The organism is Marinobacter sp. SS5-14b (assembly GCF_030541005.1).
Classification (GTDB): domain Bacteria; phylum Pseudomonadota; class Gammaproteobacteria; order Pseudomonadales; family Oleiphilaceae; genus Marinobacter.
The window spans coordinates 386,095-407,790 of record NZ_JASSVM010000002.1 but is presented as its reverse complement, the minus strand read 5'-3'; the positions used below and the strand labels follow the sequence as shown (position 1 = coordinate 407,790).

Annotated in this window: 16 protein-coding genes; 12 read left to right on the top strand and 4 right to left on the bottom strand. The window is 59.5% G+C overall.

The features are described 5' to 3' along the window. Positions 1 to 48: 48 nt before the first annotated feature. From QPL95_RS05820 to QPL95_RS05805, 4 genes are all read left to right on the top strand, one after another. Complete coding sequence (locus QPL95_RS05820) at positions 49 to 894, top strand: formate/nitrite transporter family protein (RefSeq protein WP_303290061.1); 846 nt, start codon at positions 49 to 51, stop codon at positions 892 to 894. 74 nt (positions 895 to 968) lie between these two features. Then, a complete protein-coding gene (locus QPL95_RS05815) occupies positions 969 to 2,699 on the top strand; it encodes a bifunctional protein-serine/threonine kinase/phosphatase (protein WP_303290060.1) in 1,731 nt (576 codons plus the stop codon). Positions 2,700 to 2,904: 205 nt separating this feature from the next. Next, positions 2,905 to 3,423, top strand: a complete 519-nt coding sequence (locus tag QPL95_RS05810; RefSeq protein ID WP_303290059.1) for an Hcp family type VI secretion system effector — start codon at positions 2,905 to 2,907, stop codon at positions 3,421 to 3,423. 174 nt (positions 3,424 to 3,597) lie between these two features. Beyond that, positions 3,598 to 4,254 (top strand): hypothetical protein, encoded by a 657-nt coding sequence (locus QPL95_RS05805; protein ID WP_303290058.1) that lies wholly within the window; start codon positions 3,598 to 3,600, stop codon positions 4,252 to 4,254. 7 nt (positions 4,255 to 4,261) lie between these two features. On the opposite strand, the gene QPL95_RS05800 is transcribed toward QPL95_RS05805, so the two are convergent. After that, entirely contained in the window at positions 4,262 to 6,937 is a 2,676-nt protein-coding gene (locus tag QPL95_RS05800; RefSeq protein WP_303290057.1) for a nitrate reductase, read from the bottom strand. A 493-nt stretch (positions 6,938 to 7,430) separates the two neighbouring features. Here QPL95_RS05800 and QPL95_RS05795 point away from each other — a divergent pair, with 493 nt between their 5' ends. The 3 genes from QPL95_RS05795 to QPL95_RS05785 all read left to right on the top strand — a co-directional run bounded on the left by QPL95_RS05795 (position 7,431) and on the right by QPL95_RS05785 (position 10,859). Next, entirely contained in the window at positions 7,431 to 8,795 is a 1,365-nt protein-coding gene (locus QPL95_RS05795; RefSeq protein WP_303290056.1) for a CmpA/NrtA family ABC transporter substrate-binding protein, read from the top strand. Positions 8,796 to 8,807: 12 nt separating this feature from the next. Next, positions 8,808 to 9,800 carry an ABC transporter permease gene (locus tag QPL95_RS05790; protein ID WP_303290055.1) on the top strand — a complete coding sequence of 331 codons (993 nt, stop codon included), beginning with the start codon at positions 8,808 to 8,810 and terminating at the stop codon, positions 9,798 to 9,800. 192 nt (positions 9,801 to 9,992) lie between these two features. After that, on the top strand, positions 9,993 to 10,859 hold the full coding sequence (locus QPL95_RS05785; RefSeq protein ID WP_303290054.1) for an ABC transporter ATP-binding protein: 867 nt from the start codon (positions 9,993 to 9,995) through the stop codon (positions 10,857 to 10,859). A gap of 52 nt (positions 10,860 to 10,911) precedes the next feature. Here QPL95_RS05785 and QPL95_RS05780 read toward each other — a convergent pair whose 3' ends face one another. Next, positions 10,912 to 12,210, bottom strand: coding sequence for a nitrate regulatory protein (locus QPL95_RS05780; RefSeq protein ID WP_303290053.1), 1,299 nt, complete (start codon positions 12,208 to 12,210; stop codon positions 10,912 to 10,914). Between the two features lie 395 nt (positions 12,211 to 12,605). Here QPL95_RS05780 and QPL95_RS05775 point away from each other — a divergent pair, with 395 nt between their 5' ends. From QPL95_RS05775 to nirD, 3 genes are all read left to right on the top strand, one after another. Beyond that, positions 12,606 to 13,835, top strand: coding sequence for an NAD(P)/FAD-dependent oxidoreductase (locus QPL95_RS05775; RefSeq protein ID WP_303290052.1), 1,230 nt, complete (start codon positions 12,606 to 12,608; stop codon positions 13,833 to 13,835). A gap of 26 nt (positions 13,836 to 13,861) precedes the next feature. Then, complete coding sequence (nirB, locus tag QPL95_RS05770) at positions 13,862 to 16,369, top strand: nitrite reductase large subunit NirB (RefSeq protein WP_303290051.1); 2,508 nt, start codon at positions 13,862 to 13,864, stop codon at positions 16,367 to 16,369. 170 nt (positions 16,370 to 16,539) lie between these two features. Further along, on the top strand, positions 16,540 to 16,908 hold the full coding sequence (nirD, locus tag QPL95_RS05765; RefSeq protein ID WP_303290050.1) for a nitrite reductase small subunit NirD: 369 nt from the start codon (positions 16,540 to 16,542) through the stop codon (positions 16,906 to 16,908). Between the two features lie 19 nt (positions 16,909 to 16,927). Here nirD and QPL95_RS05760 read toward each other — a convergent pair whose 3' ends face one another. After that, positions 16,928 to 17,593, bottom strand: a complete 666-nt coding sequence (locus QPL95_RS05760; RefSeq protein WP_303290049.1) for a nitroreductase — start codon at positions 17,591 to 17,593, stop codon at positions 16,928 to 16,930. Between the two features lie 201 nt (positions 17,594 to 17,794). Here QPL95_RS05760 and QPL95_RS05755 point away from each other — a divergent pair, with 201 nt between their 5' ends. Together QPL95_RS05755 and QPL95_RS05750 are read left to right on the top strand one after the other, a co-directional pair. Beyond that, a complete protein-coding gene (locus tag QPL95_RS05755) occupies positions 17,795 to 19,672 on the top strand; it encodes an MFS transporter (protein ID WP_303290048.1) in 1,878 nt (625 codons plus the stop codon). A gap of 114 nt (positions 19,673 to 19,786) precedes the next feature. Further along, a complete protein-coding gene (locus QPL95_RS05750) occupies positions 19,787 to 21,154 on the top strand; it encodes a wax ester/triacylglycerol synthase family O-acyltransferase (RefSeq protein ID WP_303290047.1) in 1,368 nt (455 codons plus the stop codon). Position 21,155: 1 nt separating this feature from the next. Here the strand turns inward: QPL95_RS05750 and QPL95_RS05745 are convergent, their stop codons facing one another. Beyond that, the gene (locus tag QPL95_RS05745; RefSeq protein ID WP_303290046.1) at positions 21,156 to 21,563 is read right to left on the bottom strand and encodes a TM2 domain-containing protein; all 408 of its coding nucleotides are present in this window, start codon (positions 21,561 to 21,563) and stop codon (positions 21,156 to 21,158) included. Between the last annotated feature and the right edge of the window lie 133 nt (positions 21,564 to 21,696).

Sequence of the window (21,696 nt, the reverse complement as noted above, 5' to 3'; positions counted from 1 at the left end):
TTATTTTTTGTCTGTTCGAACGATGCCAAGCGCTCAGGGGACTACCTTATGTCGTACATCATGCCTTCGGAATTCGTCACCAAAATGGTGGACGCCGGTGAATCGAAAATTTACATGGCCACCCGGGATGTGCTGATCCGGGCTTTCATGGCCGGTGCCATTCTGGCCCTGGCTGCCGTCTTTGCCATTACCGTTGCGGTGCAAACCGGCAGTCCGCTGATTGGCGCCATACTGTTCCCCGTCGGCTTCTGCATGCTCTACCTGATGGGCTTTGATCTGCTGACCGGGGTGTTCATGCTGACCCCGCTGGCACTGCTGGACAAACGCCCTGGCGTTGATGCCAAGGGCATATTGCGCAACTGGGGCTGGGTGTTCCTCGGCAACTTCGGCGGCGCACTGACCGTCGCGGTGATCATGGCCTTTGTGTTCACCTACGGCTTCAACACCGACCCCGGCGCAGTCGGCGATAAAATTGCCAGTGTCGGTAAAGCCCGCACCCTCGGTTACGCCGAATACGGCGTTGCTGGCTGGATGACCATTTTCCTGCGCGGCATGCTGTGCAACTGGATGGTGTCTATGGGTGTGGTAGGCGCGATGATCTCCACCACGGTACCGGGCAAGGTACTGGCCATGTGGATGCCGATCATGCTGTTCTTCTACATGGGCTTTGAGCATTCCATCGTCAATATGTTCCTGTTTCCGTTTGCCCTGATGATGGGCGGCGAATTCTCCATTATGGATTACTTCATCTGGAACGAGATCCCGACCGTACTGGGCAACCTGGTGGGCGGCCTGTCGTTTACCGGACTGACCCTCTACGCTACGCACATTCGCACCGCGCCCAAGCGCACTGCGGCAGCCCGCTATGACGGCGAGCTGGCCCGCTCCAACTAAGTAACGGCAGAACGCACAAAGCCCGGTGGCCGCACCCATCGGGCTTTGTGCCGTTGTTTGAGGCGAACCCAACCATGAGCAGCCCACTTTCCGTAAGTACCGGCCAGCATTCCGACAAGGGCCGCAAACCGGTCAATCAGGATTTTCATGGCCTGCTGGTTCCGGGCGACCATCAGCTCCGCTCCAAAGGCATTGCCGTGGCCATCGCTGATGGCATCAGCTCCAGCAACGTCAGCCAGATTGCCAGCGAATCCGCGGTGGCGGGGTTTCTGAGCGATTACTATTCGACACCCGAGAGCTGGTCGGTCAAACAGTCGGCTCAGCGGGTGCTGAGGGCCAGCAACGCCTGGCTGCACGCGCAAACCCGGCAGAGCCGCTACCGGTATGACCAGGATCGGGGTTATGTCTGCACCCTCAGCGTTCTGATTGTGAAATCCGCCACCGCGCACCTCTTCCACGTGGGCGATGCCCGCATTTACCGCATGCAGGGCCAGTCGCTGGAGCAACTGACCACCGATCACCGGGTCTGGTTATCCGCGGATGACAGCTGCCTGAACCGGGCCATGGGGCTGAGCCAGCAAGTCGACATTGACTACCTGACGGTTCCGGTATGGCCGGGTGATACGTTCATACTGGCAACCGATGGCCTCTATGAGCACCTGCCTGAACGCACGATCACCGGCACGATAAAGACTGCAGGTAACGACCTGGACTCGGCTGCCCGCCAGCTTATAGCCAAGGCAGTGGCCAACGGCAGCGATGACAATCTGACGGTACAGATCGTACGGGTTGATTCGGTACCCGCCAGCCAAAGCAGCAAAGAGATTACTCAGCAAGCACGCGAACTGCCGTTTGCCCCGGACCTGGTGCCCGGGCAGGTACTGGATGGCTACCGAATTGTCCGGTCGATTCATGCCAGCAGCCGCAGCCATGTTTATCTGGCCGTGGACGAAGCCAGCAACCAGCAGGTCGCCCTGAAAGTGCCGGCCACCGACCTACAGAACGACCCCATGGGTCTGGAGCACTTCGCCACCGAGCAATGGGTGGCCCAGCGCATCAACAGCCCCCACGTGGTTCGGGCATTTGCGCCAGAGCGACAGCGCAGTTGCCTGCATCTGGCGACGGCTTACGTGCAGGGTACCAGCCTGCGGCAATGGCTGCTGGATCACCCCAAACCCGAACTGGAAACCGTGCGCCAGCTGGTCGAGCAAATTGCCCGTGGACTGAGGGCCTTTCACCGGCTGGAAATGGTGCATCAGGATTTAAAGCCAGAGAACATCCTGATCGACGAGCAGGGTACGGTGGTCTTGATTGACTTCGGCGCCACCCGGATTGCCGGCCTGCAGGAATTGCACGAACACCAGGAGCCACACTGGCCCCGAGGGGCTGCCCTGTACAGTGCCCCCGAGAGCTTTCTGGGGGAGTCCACAGGCTGGCAGGCGGATCAATTTTCCCTTGGCGTGATCACCTACCAGCTGCTGACCGGGCAACTGCCCTACGGCACCCGAATACCAGGCATCCGCAATCAGCGGCAGTTGCGCCAGCTGAACTATCATCCCGCCCGCCTGCACCGGGACACCTTGCCGGAATGGGTAGACCAGGCCCTGGCCCGGGCTCTGCATCCCGAGCCTCACAAGCGCTACCCGGCGCTGTCTGAGTTTCTGTTTGATTTGCGCCAGCCCAACCCGCTCTGGCAAAAACAGCACCGCCCGCCACTGATCGAACGCCACCCGGTGGTGTTCTGGCAAGGGCTGTCAGCCCTGTTGCTGTTCGCCTTAATGCTGTCCTTCGCCTACCGACCCTGAGCCGGGCAATTAATTGCCCGGCCAGCAAAAGCTCGCCCGGCGGTTAAGCAAAGGTTTGCTTAACCGCCGCCCCGGAACACACCGAAAACTCACAACCTGCTGTATTTGTTATTTTTTTCATGGTTGGCACGCACCTTGATACCTATTTACCCGTCCAGGGAACACCCCGGGGACGAACATTCACTCAAACGTCATGGAGCAGACTATGCCAACTCCTTGTTATATCAGCATTGAAGGTAAAACTCAGGGCAACATCACCGCCGGCGCATTCACGTCCGATTCCGTGGGCAACATCTACGTTGAGGGCCACGAGGACCAGGTTCTGGTTCAGGAATTCAGCCACGTTGTAACCGTTCCGACTGATCCTCAGTCCGGCCAGCCTTCCGGCCAGCGCGTACACAAGCCGTTCAAGTTCACTTCAGCCCTGAACAAAGCCACTCCGCTGATGTACAACGCCCTGGCTTCCGGCGAAATGCTGCCGAAGGTAGAGCTCAAGTGGTACCGCACTTCCGTTGAAGGCAAGCAGGAGCACTTCTTCTCCACCATCCTGGAAGATGCCACCATCATCGACATCAACTGCAACATGCCCCACTGCCAGGATGCAGCCAACGCTGACTTCACTCAGCTGGTGACTGTTTCCCTGTCTTACCGCAAGGTTACCTGGGAGCATGCCGTTGCCGGTACTTCCGGTGCAGACGACTGGCGTACCCCAATCGAGGCTTGATTTTTCAGCGTCGATTACCAAAAACGGCTGGCCTTCGGGCCGGCCGTTTTTGTTTTTGCGCGGCAATTACCGGAGAATACGGTCTGTACATTACCCCGCCGCAAGGGCTACTCCGAACCGATGAACTCTCTCGCACCCCCACACCCGCAGATTACAAAACAACTCGGCACTCTCATGTGCCAGGCCACCCGGGAAATCCTCTGGGCACCCGCCGAAAGCTGGGTGCGGGAGCAAAGCCGGGGTGCAGGGCTGGCATTGCGGGTAGGGTCCGGTCAGGCCACCTATCACCGTTACGATCCGGCACAGAATCAGCACCTGATTACCTACGGAGTCCGGATGATTGCCGCCAAACATCAGCCCGAAACCGCACAGGGCTGGTTATCGACGCGGGAAATTCGCGGCCGGGGTTATTTTGGGGGTGAGGTGAGTGTGCTGAACCTGTTGGCCCATACCTGCTGCCATGAATTTGCCCATTTGCTGCAGCACAGCGCGGGGCAGCGGCGTTATGGGTCGGTGCACAACCGACATTTTTATGAAGCGCTGGATGAACTGCACCGCAGCGGAGCGGCCAATGCTACCCGACAGTATCTGAGCGAGGGGGCTGAGAAAGCTGGCCTTGGGCTTGCCAGCACAGTCTTTGAGTTGCCCAATCCGGTGCAGCAACGCCGGCAATGGCAGGTTGGAGATCCGGTGTGTTTCGGCGAAGGCGCCCGGCAGAAGCAGGGCAAGGTGCTGAGGGTCAACCGAAAAACCTGCACAGTGGAAGGCACCCACAATGCCCGTGGGTTGCGATACCGGGTGCCATTATCCATGTTGCAACAGCCTGTCTGATATCGGGTTACGCCGTCTCCGGAGTAAGAGCTTCGGTCAACAGGCTCCGGATTTCCGGGATGCAGGAGCCACAGTTACTCCCACACTTGAGCTGCTCTGACAGGGCCTCAACACTCACCAGTCCCTGGCCGATGGCCTGCGAGATCTGTCGTTCGCCCACCTGAAAGCAGCTGCACACCACCGGGCCAGAGTCTTCCGCATCCACCGTACTGGCAACCAGCAAAGACCGGCGCTGCTCCGGCGTCAACTCGCGCTCTCCAAAGCAGTCATCGAGCCAGTCAAGACCCGGCATGGATTGGGCGCAGGGTTCCACCAGCAATACACCGTCTAGTCGACCGCCATTGAGCCACACCGCCCGGAACCGGCAGCGAGCGGTGTCGTACATCACCAGCTCTGGCTCCCGGCCAAAACACTGCTCCCCCCAGGCCGGCCAATCCATTAGCTGCTTACCGGCCAGCCACCAGGCACGACTGTTAGGCAACACCTGGCGGCTCCAATAGTCCGACGAGCCAGTTTCCGGCGCTTTCTCGCTGCCCGCGGAGATCATCACCCTCGCCTGCCATCGTGCAATCAGCGGTCGCACCGTGGCGGTGCCGTGTTTAGCCTCAGGCTGCCCCGAAACCGGATCAACCACCGGCGCGACCAGGTTGCAGGCCAGCGCGGAAGAAGCAAACTGGCGGTTCCAGTGGATCGGAACAAACACCTCTCCGGGCCGTTGGCCTTTGTTGGCGCGAACACGCCCGGTGAATGCCGTTCTGGCTGGGCCAGACAGCGTCGCCAGGCCGCCTTCGACCAGTCCAAAAAGGGCAATGTCCGCCGGGTGCATATCCATGAACGGCTCCTCCCGATGACTGAACAGTCTGGGTGCGAGGGCGGTTCGGGTCATGGTGTGCCACTGATCCCGGATGCGACCGGTATTGACGATCAGCGGGTATCGTTTACTGGCACGTTGACCCGGCGGCAGCGGAAATACCGGTACCAGTCTGGCCCGGGTGTCCGGGGTCGGAAATCGACCGTCGGAAAACAGCCGGCGAGTCTGCAGCCAGGCGCCGGGATTTCCCGCAGTAACCGGCCATTGCACCGGTTGTAGCTGGTCGTAGTCTTCTTCACTCAGCTGCGCCATGGCGGAGATATTGAACACGCGCTCACCGCCATTGCCATATCCAGACAGGGCCGCGTGTTCCCTGAAAATGTCCACCGGGCCTTGATAATCAAAGGCGTGACCGTAACCAAGTGCCTGCGCAACATCGCGCAGGATCTGCCAGTCTGGCCGCGCCCCGGACGGCAAGGGTAAGAAGCCTCGTTGCCGGGAGATACAGCGCTCGGAATTGGTCACGGTTCCGTCTTTCTCGCCCCAGCCGGCTGCCGGCAGCAGAATGTCGGCAAAGGCCGTGGTGTCGGTATGGGCCACGCAGTCCGACACAATCACCGTCTCACACTGGGCCAGGGCCTGGCGAACCCGGTCACTGTCAGGCAGGCTGACGGCAGGGTTGGTGCCCATCACCCAGAGCACCCGGATATCGCCCCGGTGCACCGCCTCAAACAGCTCCACCGCTTTATAACCCGGTCCGGCGGCCAGTTGCTCACTGTGCCAGAAGTCGGCCACCCGCTGCAGCGCCCCGGGGGTGTCGTAATCCATGTGGGCGGCCAGGGTGTTGGCCAGGCCACCTACTTCCCGGCCACCCATGGCATTGGGCTGCCCGGTCAGAGAGAACGGGCCGGCGCCCGGACGGCCGACACGGCCGGTGGCCAGATGGCAGTTGATAATAGCATTGCCCTTATCGGTTCCGGCAACGGACTGATTGATGCCCTGGGAGAACGCCGTTACCGTGCGGTCGGTGTTGGCAAACCACTGATAGAACTGTTCCAACTCGGCGACGTTCAGATCGCAGCCTTTGGCCACTGCCGCCAATGACGGCGCGCTTGAGCGGGCAACACTGAGAGTTTCCTCAAATCCGTTACAGTGTTTTGCCAGATACTCGTCCGCCAGTGCACCCTGATCGGACAGCCAAACCAACAGGCCGTTAAAAAGCAGGGTGTCTGAGCCCGGGCGCAATTGCAGGTGGAGGTCCGCCAGTTCCGTGGTGGCCGTCTGCCTCGGGTCGATCACCACCACCTTGCGTCCCGGCCGGTGCGCTGCTTTCATGCGCTGGTAAAGCACAGGGTGAGCCCAGGCCGCATTGCTGCCGGTCAGTACCAGCAGGTCCGCCAGCTCAAGGTCTTCATAACAACCGGGCACGCAATCCTCACCAAACGCCCGCTTGTGTGCGGCCACCGCTGACGACATACAAAGCCGGGAATTGGTGTCGACATGGGGCGTCCCAATAAAGCCTTTCGCCAGTTTGTTGGCGATGTAGTAGTCCTCGGTGAGCAACTGACCGGACAGATAGAAAGCGACTGAACCCGGGCCGTAATCCCGCACCGAGTCGCGGATGGCCTCCGCCACCCGGTTAATGGCCTCTGGCCACTGGACCTCACGACCATTCACTTGCGGGGCCAGCAGGCGATCCGCGTCAGCCAATGTTTCATGCAAGGCAGAACCTTTCACACAGAGGCGACCGGCATTGGCGGGATGATTCAGATCACCATGGACGGCATCGGGGCTGGCCAAAACCCCGCAGCCAACGCCGCAATAGGGGCAGGTCGTGGCCGTGGTCCGGGACGCAGTCTGGTGGCGTGTCATCATCATTCCTCTTCTGTTAGCCATAAAAAAACCCGCCATCCGGTGCCTGTTTTCAGGGCCGGGGCGGGCTTCTTTGCCGATGTTGTCTGACTTCTGTCTAACAGAAGAAAGCAATTACAGGGCCACAAGGCAGCGTAGCTTGCACATTCCTGCTGAAATGGCGCTTTGGCCATTGCTGGCGTGGATTTCAACAACCCTGTCAAATCTGGATCGGGATAGCGTCGGCCACACGGGCTGGCCCGACATGGTGCAAAAATCACGATTTCGCACCAAAACCAGACCGGGTTAACCGGAGATCACTTAACTGACAACTCCCATGAAAACCCTAACCTATTGAATAATACCAGCTTTGATAGATGGCACGGCTTATGCTGAGTCTTTGGTGAACCATCAAGACATCACATCTCTTATCAGGCATCGGCGCCTGCTCTTCGGTAACGGAGGCAGGCGCTTTTTTTTGCGCCAGAGAAAGAGGAGGCAACGAGGTACGAGTATGAACACATTCCAACAGCAACTACGACGATGCCTGGGCATCGCTTTGCTTAGCCTGGGCGGTCTGGCTCAGGCGGATATCGGCCCGGCAGAGAAGCCTGACTTGAGGCTGGGCTTCATCAAACTGACCGATATGGCCCCCCTGGCCGTAGCCTGGGAGCAGGGCTACTTCCTGGATGAAGGTCTCTTTGTGGAGCTGGAAGCCCAGGCCAACTGGAAAGTGTTGCTGGACCGAGTCATCACCGGCGAGCTGGACGGCGCCCATATGCTGGCGGGCCAGCCTCTGGGCGCGTCCATTGGCTATGGCACCCAGGCCAACATCATCACCGCATTCAGCATGGACCTGAACGGCAATGGCATCACCGTTTCCAATGATGTTTGGCAGGCGATGAAACCGCATCTCGATATGGACGGCGACCGGCCCGTTCATCCTATCCCTGCCAGCGCCCTCAAACCGGTGGTGGAGCAGTCTCGCGCCCGGGGCGAGCGCTTTCGTATGGGCATGGTATTCCCGGTGTCTACCCATAACTACGAACTCCGCTACTGGCTGGCCGCTGGCGGCCTGAATCCCGGCTTCTACGCCCCACAACGGGGTGATACCAGTGGCACCTTGCAGGCCGATGTTCACCTGTCGGTGACGCCACCGCCGCAAATGCCAGCAACCATGGAAGCCGGCACCATTCAAGGTTACTGCGTGGGTGAGCCCTGGAACCAGCAGGCCGTGTTCAAGGGCATCGGCGTGCCGGTCATCACTGATTATGAGATCTGGCCGAACAATCCGGAAAAAGTCTTCGGTGTGGCCGAAGAGTGGGCAGAAAAGTACCCGAATACTCACCTGCGGCTGCTGCGGGCGCTGATCCGCGCGGCCTACTGGCTGGATGAAAACGACAACGCAAACCGCGAGGAAGCGGTGGAGATACTGGCCCGGTCCAGCTATGTGGGCGCCGACAGAGAAGTGATCGCCAACTCCATGACCGGCACCTTCGAGTACGAAAAAGGCGACGTACGCGAGGTGCCGGATTTCAACGTGTTCTTCCGCTATCACGCCACCTATCCCTACCCCTCAGACGCCATCTGGTATCTGAGCCAGATGCGTCGCTGGGGGCAGATTCCGGAAGCCAGGCCCGACGACTGGTATATGCAGACGGCGGCCCGGGTCTATCGGGGTGACCTCTACGCCCAGGCGGCGCAGTCACTGATCGACGATGGCCTGATGTCCGCCAGTGATTTTCCGAACTTCGAAGAAGACAACTTTGTGCGGCCCCACCAGGGTGAGTTGATTGATGGCGTTGCCTTCACGCCCCGTGAACCCAACGCCTACATCGATCAGTTTGCGATCGGCCTGAAAGGCACCGAGACGCCGTAAGGGAGCATTGAGATGACGACATTAAGCGTAAGGATTGGCGAGTCGGTGGCGGGTAACAGCCGTAAGCTGTTGGCCAGCCTGAGCCCGCCCCAATTAGCGTCGGCCGGCAAGCATGCGCTGTTGCCGTTGATCGGGATTCTGCTGTTCCTGGGGTTCTGGCATCTGGCCGCACCTCAGGTGCAGACCTCTCTGGGGGCTTTTCCCGGGCCGGCGCAGGTCTGGGAGCAAGCCGGCCAGTTGTGGCAGGAGCACGCTAACCAGCGGCAGCGGGCAGACAAGTTTGTGCTGATGCAGGAAGAGCGCAACGCCCGGATTCTGGCGGACAATCCGGATGCCGACGTGCGTATCCGGTCTTATCCCGGCGCGCCGACCTTCATTGATCAGATCGGGACCAGTCTGGTGACGGTGTTGGCTGGCTTTACGCTGGCCACGCTGATTGCGGTGCCGCTGGGTATTCTGTTTGGCTTGAACCCGTATTTTCAGTCCGCAGTAAACCCGCTGATTCAGATCTTCAAGCCGGTGTCGCCGCTGGCCTGGCTGCCTCTGGTGACCATGGTGGTGTCGGCCACTTATGTCAGCGACGATCCGATGTTCGAGAAGTCGTTTCTCACTTCGATGATTACGGTCACCCTGTGCAGTCTGTGGCCAACGCTGATCAACACCAGTGTTGGGGTGGCGGCGGTCAATCCGGATCTGCTGAATGTGTCGAAGGTGCTGAAGCTGTCGTTCTGGACCCACGTGCGCAAGGTGGTGTTGCCGTCGTCGGTGCCGATGATTTTTACCGGGCTGCGGGTGTCTTTGGGTATCGCCTGGATGGTGCTGATTGCGGCGGAGATGCTGGCGCAGAGTCCGGGGCTTGGCAAGTTTGTGTGGGATGAGTTTCAGAATGGCAGCAGTCAGTCTTTGAGTCGGATTATGGCGGCGGTGCTGGCCATCGGGTTTATCGGGTTTTTGCTGGATCGGGGGATGTTGTTGATTCAGAAGAAGGTGGCCTGGAATGAATAACCCACTTCGATCACCTGCACGGGGCGGCCTTAAATTCTTCGACGGCGGAGCATACCGCACCGGGTGGGCATTGCCTCCCGGGACGCGCGGCGAGTACATCCCTGTACGCTCCGCAAAAACATCCATGTTTTTGAGGGTCCCGGGAGGCAATGCCCACCCGGTGCTCGTCTGACCTGTTTAGGGGATTCTGTTATGGCTAAATCACATCTTGAATTAACCGGCGTCGAAATGGCCTTTGATACGGCCAAAGGGCCGTTTATTGCGCTGGAGAATGTCGATCTTAAAATCCAGAAGGGCGAGTTTGTCTCTCTGATTGGGCACTCGGGCTGTGGTAAGTCGACGGTGCTGAATATTGTTGCCGGGCTGCTGCAGGCCACCAAGGGTGGCTGTGTGCTGGACGGGCATGAGGTGAATTCGCCGGGGCCGGAGCGGGCGGTGGTGTTTCAGAACCATGCGCTGATGCCGTGGCTGACGGTGTATGAGAACGTCGAGTTGGCGGTGCGTCAGGTGTTTCGCAAGTCGATGAGCCGGCAGGAGCGCAGGGACTGGATCACGCATAATCTGGAACTGGTGAATATGGCCCATGCCGCCAGTAAGCGGCCCGGGGAGATTTCCGGAGGGATGGCGCAGCGGGTGGGTATCGCCCGGGCGCTGGCGATGAAGCCGAGTGTACTGTTGATGGATGAACCCTTCGGCGCGCTGGATGCGCTGACCCGGGCGCATCTTCAGGATTCGTTGATGGAGATTCAGCAGGAGCTGAACAATACGGTGATCATGATTACCCACGATGTGGATGAGGCGGTGTTGTTGTCTGATCGCATTATTATGATGACCAACGGGCCGGCCGCGACGGTGGGCGAGGATCTGTATATTGATCTGCCCCGGCCCCGGAATCGGGTGGCGCTGGCAGACGATGCAAAGTACGTTCGTTATCGGCAGGAGGTGTTGTCGTTTCTGTATGAGAAGCAGCGCAAGCTGGAATCATTGAGTACCCGGCGCAGCAACAAGACATCGTCACAAGAAAACGAGGGGCAGGCAGTGACGCAGGCGTCTGCTTGAAGTTCCGGGGCTGTCGTCAGCCCCGGCTTTTAGCGACCTTAACGGGGCCGTCTTAACCAAGCACGCCGGCCATGGCGATCAGGGCGCGGGCTGCGTCGGGCAGTCGTTTGCCCTGGTCCATGGCCAGTTTCCGCAGTAACCGATGAGCTTCGTCGTTGCTGATGCCACGATGCTGCATCAGCAACAAGACGGCTTTTTCCTGAGTGCGGCGGTCTTCCAGGGCCTCTTTGGCGCTCTGCAGCTCTTCTGACATCTGCTGGAGCCGGCGCGTCTGTTCCTGCACCAGATCAAAGATTGAGCGGCCAGACTGCGGACCGACGCCTTCACCGCCCCAGGCATCCACTGGATGAGTTTCCATACCACTGTCGCACACCACCAGCATCGGCGTGTCTCCGGCCGGGCGCTGCTCCAGGGAAGCCAGCAGTGTTTCCTGATGGGCCAGTGAGTGACGGGCTTCGGCATAACGCTCGGCGCAGCGGTGATGAAACGCACTTTCCACGGAGTCTTCGATTTTTTTTAGTTCGTCCATCCGCTCGGTCATCAGCGTGAACCAGCGGTCCGCCAGCGCTTCATCCAGCTGTTTGTAGGGACCAACAGAGACGCCCATCTGGCGCATGCGCTCGATGTCCAGCTCTCTTGGGTGTGCGCGCAGCTTGTACCAGAGTGCCAGACTTTCCTCGTTGGCGAAGGAAACAAACACCTCAAAACACCGCTCCTGCGCCTCAACCAGGTGCACCATGCGCCGTGATAGTGCACTGTCAAACCGACGACTGGAAAATCCGGCAGAGCCGGCCGCTCGTTCCTGACCGCAGTATTCCTTGCCGTTCATGACATGCACCATGGCAACCAGCAGGCCCGCAATAGACGGCTCCACAACCGTGTCTGCGGCCTCAAACACCACTGTGATCAGTTGATGAATGGTGTCGCAGAACCAGTCTGTCGCCTCGGTCACCGTAAGCTTCTGGCCTGACACCCTGGCGCGCAGCTCAGGCAGCTGATCCAGACAGTGCAGAGCACTGGCAATGTGCCCCAATAACGAGCTACTGACAGGGTGAGTGGTCAGCTCTTCCTGAACGTCCGCCAGCGCGCCACCAAAGTCCGCCACCAGCTGGTCAGTCTGTTTGATGATCTCTGCCCGTTCAGCCTCAAACCGTTCGCATCCGGAGCCAACGTACAGGTTGGTAACACCCCGCTCCCACTGCAGGCCGTGCACCAGGTTCCCGACACTCTGCACCAGTCGCCCCATCAACAAAAAATACTCCAGGTTGCGAACTTCGCATTGCCGGGAGGCAATCAGAAAATCCGCTGCGGTCGCGGCTTTAGTCGGCCTGGGGTGGGGTTTGGTATTCATGGTCCTGCTCCTGCTAATGCAACGCCTGCTTTTAATGCCGCCCAGCTCAATAACGAACGGGGTACTGAGGCCTTGAGTTCCGGTTTTGGAATAACCCGAGCAATTAACAGGCCAGGCTTTTCGGCGTCACTTTCGTGCACAGCGCCCCATCGGAGGGCAACAATTCGGGGAAAAGCAAATGCACTGACATTGAGGAAATACTTAACTTATTGATTATGTAGCTTTTAACAAACTGGCACGGAGATCGCATTGTAAAATTCAAGGACGACTGTCCCGGCCAAGGAAAAGGCCGGACCATCAGATCATTGTTGTTGGCATTGGCGCCGGACCATCTGTTCTCTCACGAGGGCATGATGCTCCGGCTTTTTTCGTTTGGCTCGGGAGCAAGGTTGACCATGCGCACATCTCAAGACGCCCCACTGGTGATCTGCGGCCACGGCATGGTGGCACAACGCCTGATTGAGCGACTGGTCGCCCTTGGCCATCCCTTCAACGGAATTGTGGTGTTCAATGCTGAGCCCTTTTCAGCCTACAACCGGATTCAGCTGTCGGCCTTTCTCGCCAACGACATGCCCGAAGCTGATCTGGCGCTCAAGCCCCGGTCCTGGTTTGCCCGGCACAAGGTCACCGTGTTCAACCACGAACCGGTCACCGGTATCAGTACTGATCAGGGCACAGTGATTACCGCCGCTGGCCGAGTGCAGCCGTACAGCAAACTGGTGCTTGCCACCGGATCACGACCGTCCAGCCTGGGCATTCGCGGCGAAGATCTTGAAGGCGTCTCGAGCTTCCGCGATCTTGCTGACACCCGGGCTTTGATCAAGACAGCGAGCCTGCATAAGCGCGCCGTCGTCATCGGCGGTGGTTTTCTGGGACTGGAAGCCGCCGAAGGTCTCCGGGCCCGGGGCATGGCAGTCACGGTGTTGCACCGCAGCGATTACCTGCTAAATCGCCAACTGGATAAGACCGCTGGCGAATTGCTCAAGGGGCTGCTGGCACAGCGGGGCCTCAATATCCTGACCGGGCAGTCGCCTGCTGCGCTGTTGGGCAAGGACCGGGTGACCGCCATTCAACTGCAGGATGACACCGTGCTGTCCACCGACCTGGTGGTCATCGCCACCGGGATAACGCCCAACATTGACCTGGCACTGGATGCCGGACTGCAGTGCGACAAAGGCATTTGTGTCGACGGCCGGATGCGCACGTCCCACCCAGCCGTTTATGCGCTCGGTGAATGCTGCCAGTTCGGCTCGCACACATTTGGACTGGTGGAACCCGGGTTTCAGCAGGCTCAAGTGCTCGCGCAGCATCTTTGCCAGCCATCCGAGGCCACAGAATTCTCACCCGGCGCCATTGCCACTCGCTTGAAGATCAGTGGCATTCCGATTTTTTCCTGCGGCCGCGTGCAGTCAGGACCTGCCACCGAAGATATTCAATGGCATGACCGACCCGAACACCGTTATGGCCGACTGTTGATCGAGCAAGGCCAGCTGGTGGGCGCCGTGTTTATGGGCGACACCGCCAACGGTCACTGGTATGCGGATTTGATTGATTCTGGCCAGGACATCTCCGGGTACCGGGACACCATCGCCTTTGGCCAACCCTATTGCGAAGCATCAGCCTGAGCGCTGCCATGAGAGAGGAATACACCATGAGTAAACAAACCCTGATCGTGATCGGCAACGGCATGGTTGGCCATCACTTCCTGGAACAGTTCAGCCAGTCCCCGGCGGCCGAGGCCTACCAGGTGATTGTGTTCGGTGAAGAAAAGCAGCTCGCCTACGACCGGGTGCACCTGTCGGAGTATTTCAGCGGCTCCAGCCACGCAGATCTCGCCATGGGCACCGCGGACTGGTATGCGGAGCAGGGCATTGACCTGCATTTGAACGAACCTGTCACGGCTATCGACCGGGACAATCGGGTCGTCACCACACCAAAAGGCGCCTACCCCTACGATCAGCTGGTGCTGGCCACCGGCTCCTATCCCTTTGTACCGCCCATTGCCGGCAATGATCAGAGCGGCTGTTTTGTCTACCGCACCCTGGACGACCTGGACGCCATTCAGGCCAGCGCCAAAGGCGCCAAAACCGGCGTGGTGGTCGGTGGCGGCCTGCTCGGGCTGGAAGCCGCCAACGCACTGAAGAGTCTGGGCCTGCAGGCCAGTGTGGTGGAATTCGCCCCGCGCCTGATGCCGGTGCAGCTGGACGACCAGGGCGGCGCGCTGTTACGTCAGAAAATTGAAGACCTGGGCGTGCAGGTGCACACCGAGAAGGCCACCACGGCCATTGCCCCAGGCGAAAACGCCCGGTTACGGATGAAGTTCTCCGACGAGAGTTTCCTGGAGACCGATCTGATTGTGTTCTCCGCCGGCATCCGCCCCCAGGACACCCTGGCCCGGGCCTGCGGACTTGAAGTGGGCGAACGCGGCGGGATTGTGATCAACAACCAGTGCACCACGTCTGATCCGCACATTCATGCCATTGGTGAGTGCGCGCTCTGGAACAACTTTGTCTTCGGTTTGGTGGCGCCGGGCTACACCATGGCCCGCACGCTGTCGGCGGCGCTGAACAACGACACCAGCGCAGCCTTTACCGGTGCCGACATGAGCACCAAGCTTAAGTTACTCGGAGTAGATGTAGGCTCCATTGGCGACGCCCACGCCAAGACTCCCGGCGCCCGCAATATCCGCTTTCACGATGAGCAGATCGGCCATTACCGGCGCATGGTCGTCAGCCAGGACGGCAAAACCCTGCTGGGGGCCATTCTGGTCGGCGACAACAGCCACTACGATACCCTGCTGCAATACGCCCTCAATGGCATTGAGCTGCCGAAGAATCCGGAGGCGCTGATTCTGCCGGAGAGCGAGGGTGGCGCACCGGCTCTGGGCGCCGATGCCCTGCCAGATACCGCGTCTATCTGTTCCTGCCACAACGTCACCAAGGGCGATATCTGCTGCGCGATTGATGCCGGCTGTTCCGATCTCGGTGGCGTAAAAGCCGAAACCAAGGCCAGCACCGGCTGCGGCGGCTGTACGGCACTGCTCAAAAAAGTGGTGGACAGTGAGCTGGAAAAGCGTGGCGTGGAAGTGTGCACCGATCTGTGTGAGCACTTCTCTTACACCCGCCAGGAGCTTTTCCACCTGGTAAAAGTGAACGGTATTCGCACCTTCCGGGGCCTGCTCGAACAACACGGCCAGGGCGACGGCTGCGACATCTGCAAGCCTACCGTCGGTTCGATCTTGGCCACCTGTTGGAATGAGCACATCCTGGCCACGGATCATGTGCCCCTGCAAGACACCAACGACACCTTCATGGCCAACATGCAGAAGAACGGCACTTACTCGATTGTGCCGCGCATTCCCGGCGGTGAGATCACGCCGGACAAGCTGATCGTGCTGGGCGAAGTGGCCAAGGAGTACGACCTGTACACCAAGATCACCGGTGGCCAGCGGGTCGATCTGTTCGGCGCCACTCTGAGCCAACTGCCCGAAATCTGGGAAAAGCTCATCGCTGCCGGGTTTGAGACTGGTCACGCCTACGGCAAGTCGCTGCGCACGGTGAAGTCCTGCGTGGGCAGCACCTGGTGCCGCTACGGCGTGCAGGACAGCGTGGGCATGGCGATCACCCTTGAGGATCGCTACAAGGGCCTGCGGGCACCTCACAAGGTGAAGATGGCGGTGTCTGGCTGCACCCGGGAGTGTGCGGAGGCCCAGAGCAAGGACTTCGGGGTGATAGCCACGGAGAAGGGCTGGAATCTGTACGTGTGCGGCAATGGCGGGATGCGGCCTCGCCATGCGGATCTGTTCGCGACCGATCTGTCGGATGAGGAGCTGATCCGGACCATTGACCGGGTGGTGATGTTCTACGTGCGCACGGCGGACCGGCTGCAGCGGACGTCGGTCTGGATGGAGAATCTGGAGGGCGGCCTGGAGTATCTGAAGCAGGTGGTGCTGGAGGACAGCCTCGGTATTGGTGAGGAGCTGGAGCAGCACATGGCGGATCTGGTGGGTACTTATCAGTGTGAGTGGAAAACCGCCGTTGAGGATCCTGAGAAGCGCAAGCGGTTCCGGGAGTTTGTGAATGCGCCGGAGCAGACAGACCCGGTACAGCAGTGGACTTCGGAGCGGGGGCAGCGTCGGCCTGTTTTGGAGTCTGCGTAACCTTATGGTTCTGGGGGCGGAGCGCGGGGGCCGGATTCATTTTCTTCTTGAAAAAACAACTCGCTTCGCTCAGACATCTTTTTTCCTGCCAGAAAATGAATCCAACCCCCACGCTCACAAACATGAGTGGGATAGGCAACTGACTTAAATTGAGACTTGGGAGACTGTTTATGAAAGCTCGGACTTGTTGGGAAGCGGTTTGTACGGTGGACGATCTGGTGGCTGACTCCGGCATTGCGGTGTGGACGGAGGACGGACCGGTGGCGGTGTTCTACCTGCCCCGTCGGTTGCCGGCGCTTTTTGCTATCAGCCACACCGATCCTTTCAGTGGCTCGAACGTGCTGGCCCGGGGGATTACCGGGGATATCAACGGTGAGCCGGTAGTGGCATCGCCGTTGTACAAGCAGCATTTCAGCTTGCGCACCGGTGTCTGTCTGGAAGATGACAGTGCCCGGGTGAAAGTGTACCCGGTGTTGCTGGACGGTGATCAGATCCGTCTGGAGGTGCCGTTGGCTCAGGCGGCGTCGGTGGCCGCCTGAGGTCGGAGAGCCGCTTACGTCAGTTAACGAACTCGACGACTTCTTCCAGCGGCGCCCTTGGGCTGGTGATCTGGTTCACCGGGCTGTCCGGGTTGGCGTAGCCGATGGCCATGCCGGCGAAGACTTTTCGGTGTTCGGGCAGGCCCAGGAATTCGCTGATGGTTTTCGGGTACACCGACCAGGATTCCTGGGCGCAGCTGTCGAGGCCTTCGGCGCGCAGCAACAGCATGATGGTTTGCAGGATCATGCCCAGGTCCGACCACTGAGGCGGGCCCATGTTGTCGTCGACGGTGCAGAACAGGCCGACCGGGGCGCCGAAGAATTCGAAGTTGCGTTTGAACCATTCGAAGCGGGCGGCTTTGTCCTCCCTGGGGATGTCGAGCTGGCGGTACATGAGTTCGCCGATTTCGAAGCGGCGGTCACGGTAGGGTGACTGCAACTTTGGCGGGTAGATTTCGTATTCCGGCACTTCGTTGAAGCCTTTGCTCACTTTCTCCCGCATCAGGGTTTTCAGCCGGGCCAGGGCATCGCCGGTGACGACGTGCAGGTGCCAGGGTTGCAGGTTGCCACCGGAGGGCGCTCGGATGGCGGTTTCAAGCACGTTCCGCAGTACCTGCTCCGGGACCGGGGTATCGAGGAAGTCCCGCACGGATTTGCGGGTGGTCACAGCCAGCTGTATGTCCATTGTGTTCTCCACGGGGCGTTCTGTTGTCGGTATTTTTTTAGCCTGAAGTAGAGGATGTGGCCACAGGTTTAGCCGCAATGCAATTCAAGGCTCGGCACCCCCGATTATTGCGGCAATCCGGAAGCCCGGGGCGGCTTGACCAGCTTTCAGACCGGGTATAGTCTGCGGCGACCTCTCAACGGATTCGGAGTGCCCCGGGTTATGGAAGATCACAGCCAGTTTCGCTTGTTGTCGGAGCGGCGGTTTGCCCCGTTCTTTGTTACCCAGTTTGCCGGGGCTTTTAACGACAACCTGTTCAAGAATGCGCTGTTGTTGCTGGTGACTTACAACGCCGGCGGTTTGTTTGGCTTGTCTTCCGATGTGGTGGTCAACCTGGCGGCCATGCTGTTCATTCTTCCCTTTTTCCTGTTCTCCGCCATAGCGGGCCAGATCGCAGACCGCTACGAGAAATCCGGCGTGATCCGCTGGATCAAGTTCGCGGAGGTTGTGATTATGGGAGTAGCCGCGGTTGGGCTGTGGTTTGGCTGGCATGAGATGTTGCTGCTGCTGTTGTTCCTGACCGGCGTGCAATCCGCGTTCTTCGGCCCGGTAAAATACGCCATTCTGCCCCAGGCACTGGACGACTCGGAACTGGTCGGCGGTAACGCACTGGTTGAGATGGGCACCTTCGTGGCCATTCTGTTGGGCACGCTGGTGGCCGGCGTGATGATGAAGGCCCCATTACCAGGGCCAATGATGGCGCTTGCGGTGGCGGTTGTGGCCGTCATCGGCCTGGTGTCTGCCCTGAAGATCCCGAAAGCGGAAGCGGCAGCTCCCGATCTGAACGTCCGTTTCCGACCGCTTCAGGAAACCTGGAAGCTGATGGCCATTGCCAGGGAAAACCACAATGTTCTGCTGAGCGTGCTGGCGATTTCCTGGTTCTGGTTTCTGGGCGCGGCCTACCTGACCCAGTTTCCCGGCTTTGCCAAAGATGAATTGCTGGGCGATGAATCCGTGGTCACTGTCCTGCTCGCCATTTTCACCGTTGGCATCGCCCTCGGCTCCATGGCCTGCGAGCGACTGTCCGGCCACAAGATCGAACTGGGCATTGTGCCCATTGGCTCTATCGGCCTGAGTTTTTTCGGCATTGACCTGTACCTGAGCATGCCGGAGCAGCCGGTGCCGTCCGACTGGTGGATGATCATCAGCGATGGCCAGTACCGCCGGGTGGCGCTGGACCTGCTGGCCATCGGCCTTTTCGGTGGCCTGTTCATTGTTCCTTTGTATGCGTTCGTGCAGCAGGAAACTCCGCCGGAAACCCGGGCCCGGGTGATTGCGGCTCTGAACGTGTTCAACGCGCTGTTCATGGTGGTCAGCGCACTGCTGGGCATGCTGGTGCTGGGGGTGATCGGGCTCAGCATTCCGGAATTCTTCCTGGTGCTGTCCATCATGAACCTGGTGGTGGCGGGCTATGTTTACCAGCAAATGCCGGAGTTTGCTCTGCGCTTTGTCATCTGGCTAATGTCGCACACCCTCTACCGCGTGACCCACCACAACCTGAACCGGATTCCGGAGGAAGGACCGGTGCTGCTGGTGTGCAACCATGTGTCCTATATGGATGCACCGGTCATAGCGGGCGCGGTGCGCCGGCCAGTGCGTTTCGTGATGGACCACAACATCTTCTCAACGCCGGTCATGGGCACCTTCTTCAAAATGGCCAAAACCATTCCCATTGGCCCCAAACTGAAAGTGCCTGAGATCTACCACACCGCCTTTGACCGCATTGACGAAGAACTGGCCGCAGGCCACGTGGTGTGCATTTTCCCGGAAGGCCGGCTGACGTCGGATGGCGAGGTAGCTCCCTTCAAATCCGGTGTCGATCTGATTCTTCAGCGTCGGCCGGTCACTGTCGTGCCACTGGCGCTTCGGGGGCTGTGGGGCAGTTTCTTCAGCCACTGCGGCGGGCCTGCCCTGAGTCATCTGCCCAAACGGTTCTGGTCTCGCATTCACCTTCTGGCGGACCACCCGGTCAGCCCCGATGCGGCAACGGCTGAAGCTCTGGAAAACAAGGTCAAAACCTTGCGAGGCCCCCATCCTTGACCATGATCAACCGGGCACTCGCCTCCCGAGCGGAATCCGGGGGTAATACAGTCAATCAAGCAAGCCCCAACATGCGCTATTATCGGCCCAGAAACCAATAACAAGAGAGCCACCGTGAAGCCTCTGAACCCTACCGATCAACTGTTTTTATGGCTGGAAAAGCGCCAGCAGCCCATGCATGTCGGCGGCCTTCAGCTGTTCTCCTTTCCGGAGGGTGCCCCGGACGACTACGTGGCACAATTGGCAGAACAACTCCGGAACCACGAGGTTGTTACCCCGCCGTTCAACCAGCACCTGAGCTACAAGCTGGGCCAACCGGTCTGGGTAGACGACAAACACCTGGACCTCGAACACCACTTCCGGTTCGAGGCCCTGCCAACCCCCGGGCGCATCCGGGAGTTGCTGGCGCTGATATCGGCCGAGCACTCGCACCTGATGGACCGCGAACGGCCCATGTGGGAAGTACATCTGATTGAAGGGCTGAAAGACCGGCAGTTTGCGCTCTACACCAAAATTCATCACTCCTTGGTGGACGGCGTGTCAGCCATGAAAATGGCCACCCGGATGCTCAGCGAAGACCCCCACGAATCCGGCATGCCGCCGATCTGGGCCTTGCCGGAACGGATTCGCTCGACCGAAGGTGATGGCGGGCCATCATTATGGCGCAGCGTGGCCCACTTGCTCGGCAGCTCCGGGCGACAACTCGGCACCCTTCCAACCGTCGCAAAAGAGTTGCTGAAGACCATCAATCAGGCCCGCAAAGATCCGGCCTACGATTCCATTTTTCACGCGCCGAGAAGTGTGCTGAACCAGAAGATCACCGGTTCGCGACGATTTGCGGCGCAGTCTTACTGTTTGAAGCGCATCAAAGCCGTGTGCGAGGCTTACGGCACCACGGTCAACGACGTCGTCACCGCCATGTGCGCCTCGGCGCTACGCACCTATCTGATGAACCAGGATGCCTTGCCCGAAAAACCGCTGATCGCCTTTGTGCCGGTATCCCTGCGCCGGGACGACAGTGACGGCGGCAACCAGGTAGGTGTTATCCTGGCCAACCTGCACACAGACGAAGCAGACGCCAGTGAACGCCTGCTGAACATTCACCACAGCATGCAGGAAGCCAAGGACCGGTACAGCCACATGTCGCCAGAGGAAATCGTGAACTACACGGCCCTGACCCTGGCCCCGGCGGCGTTTCACCTGTTGACCGGCATGGCTCCGAATTGGCAAACCTTCAACGTGGTCATTTCCAACGTACCCGGCCCCTCTACGCCCCGGTACTGGAACGGCGCAAAGCTGGAAGGCATGTACCCGGTGTCCATCGACATGGATCGCCTGGCGCTGAACATGACCCTGACCAGCTACAACGACCAGGTAGAGTTCGGCCTGATCGGCTGCCGCCGAACCCTGCCCAGCCTGCAACGTATGCTGGACTACCTGGAAGATGGCCTGGCGGAGCTGGAAGCCGCTGCCGGGCTGTAAATCAGCGGAATCGCACTTCGTGGTTACGCTCGGAGACCTGGCTGTTCAGGGTCCAGAAATCGTACAACACACCCAGGAAGAACAGACCGCCGGTGAACAGGTAGATGATGCCGGTGATCCACTTGCCCATATACATGCGGTGCAGACCAAACACGCCCAGAAAGGTGAGCAGTATCCAACTGATGTTGTAGTCGATCTCGCCGTCCTGAAAGCGCGCGTCGGCCTCCCGATCCATGGCCGGGATCAGGAACAGGTCGATAATCCAGCCAATGAAAAACAGCCCCAGGGTGAAGAACCAGATGGTGCCGGTAATGGGTTTGCCGTAGTAAAACCGATGCGAGCCCAGGAACCCGAAGATCCAGAGCAGGTAGCCGATGACTTTGCTGTGGGTGTTTGGTTTTGTTTCCATCTTCGGTGGTTTCCTTCTGGGTTGGTGCTTTGGTTCTGGCTTGGGCCCAAACCTGCTGGTTTTGGGGGCGGGACTGGGGGGTGGGTTATTTTTCCCCTTGGAAAAAACAACTCGCTGCGCTCAGACATCTTTT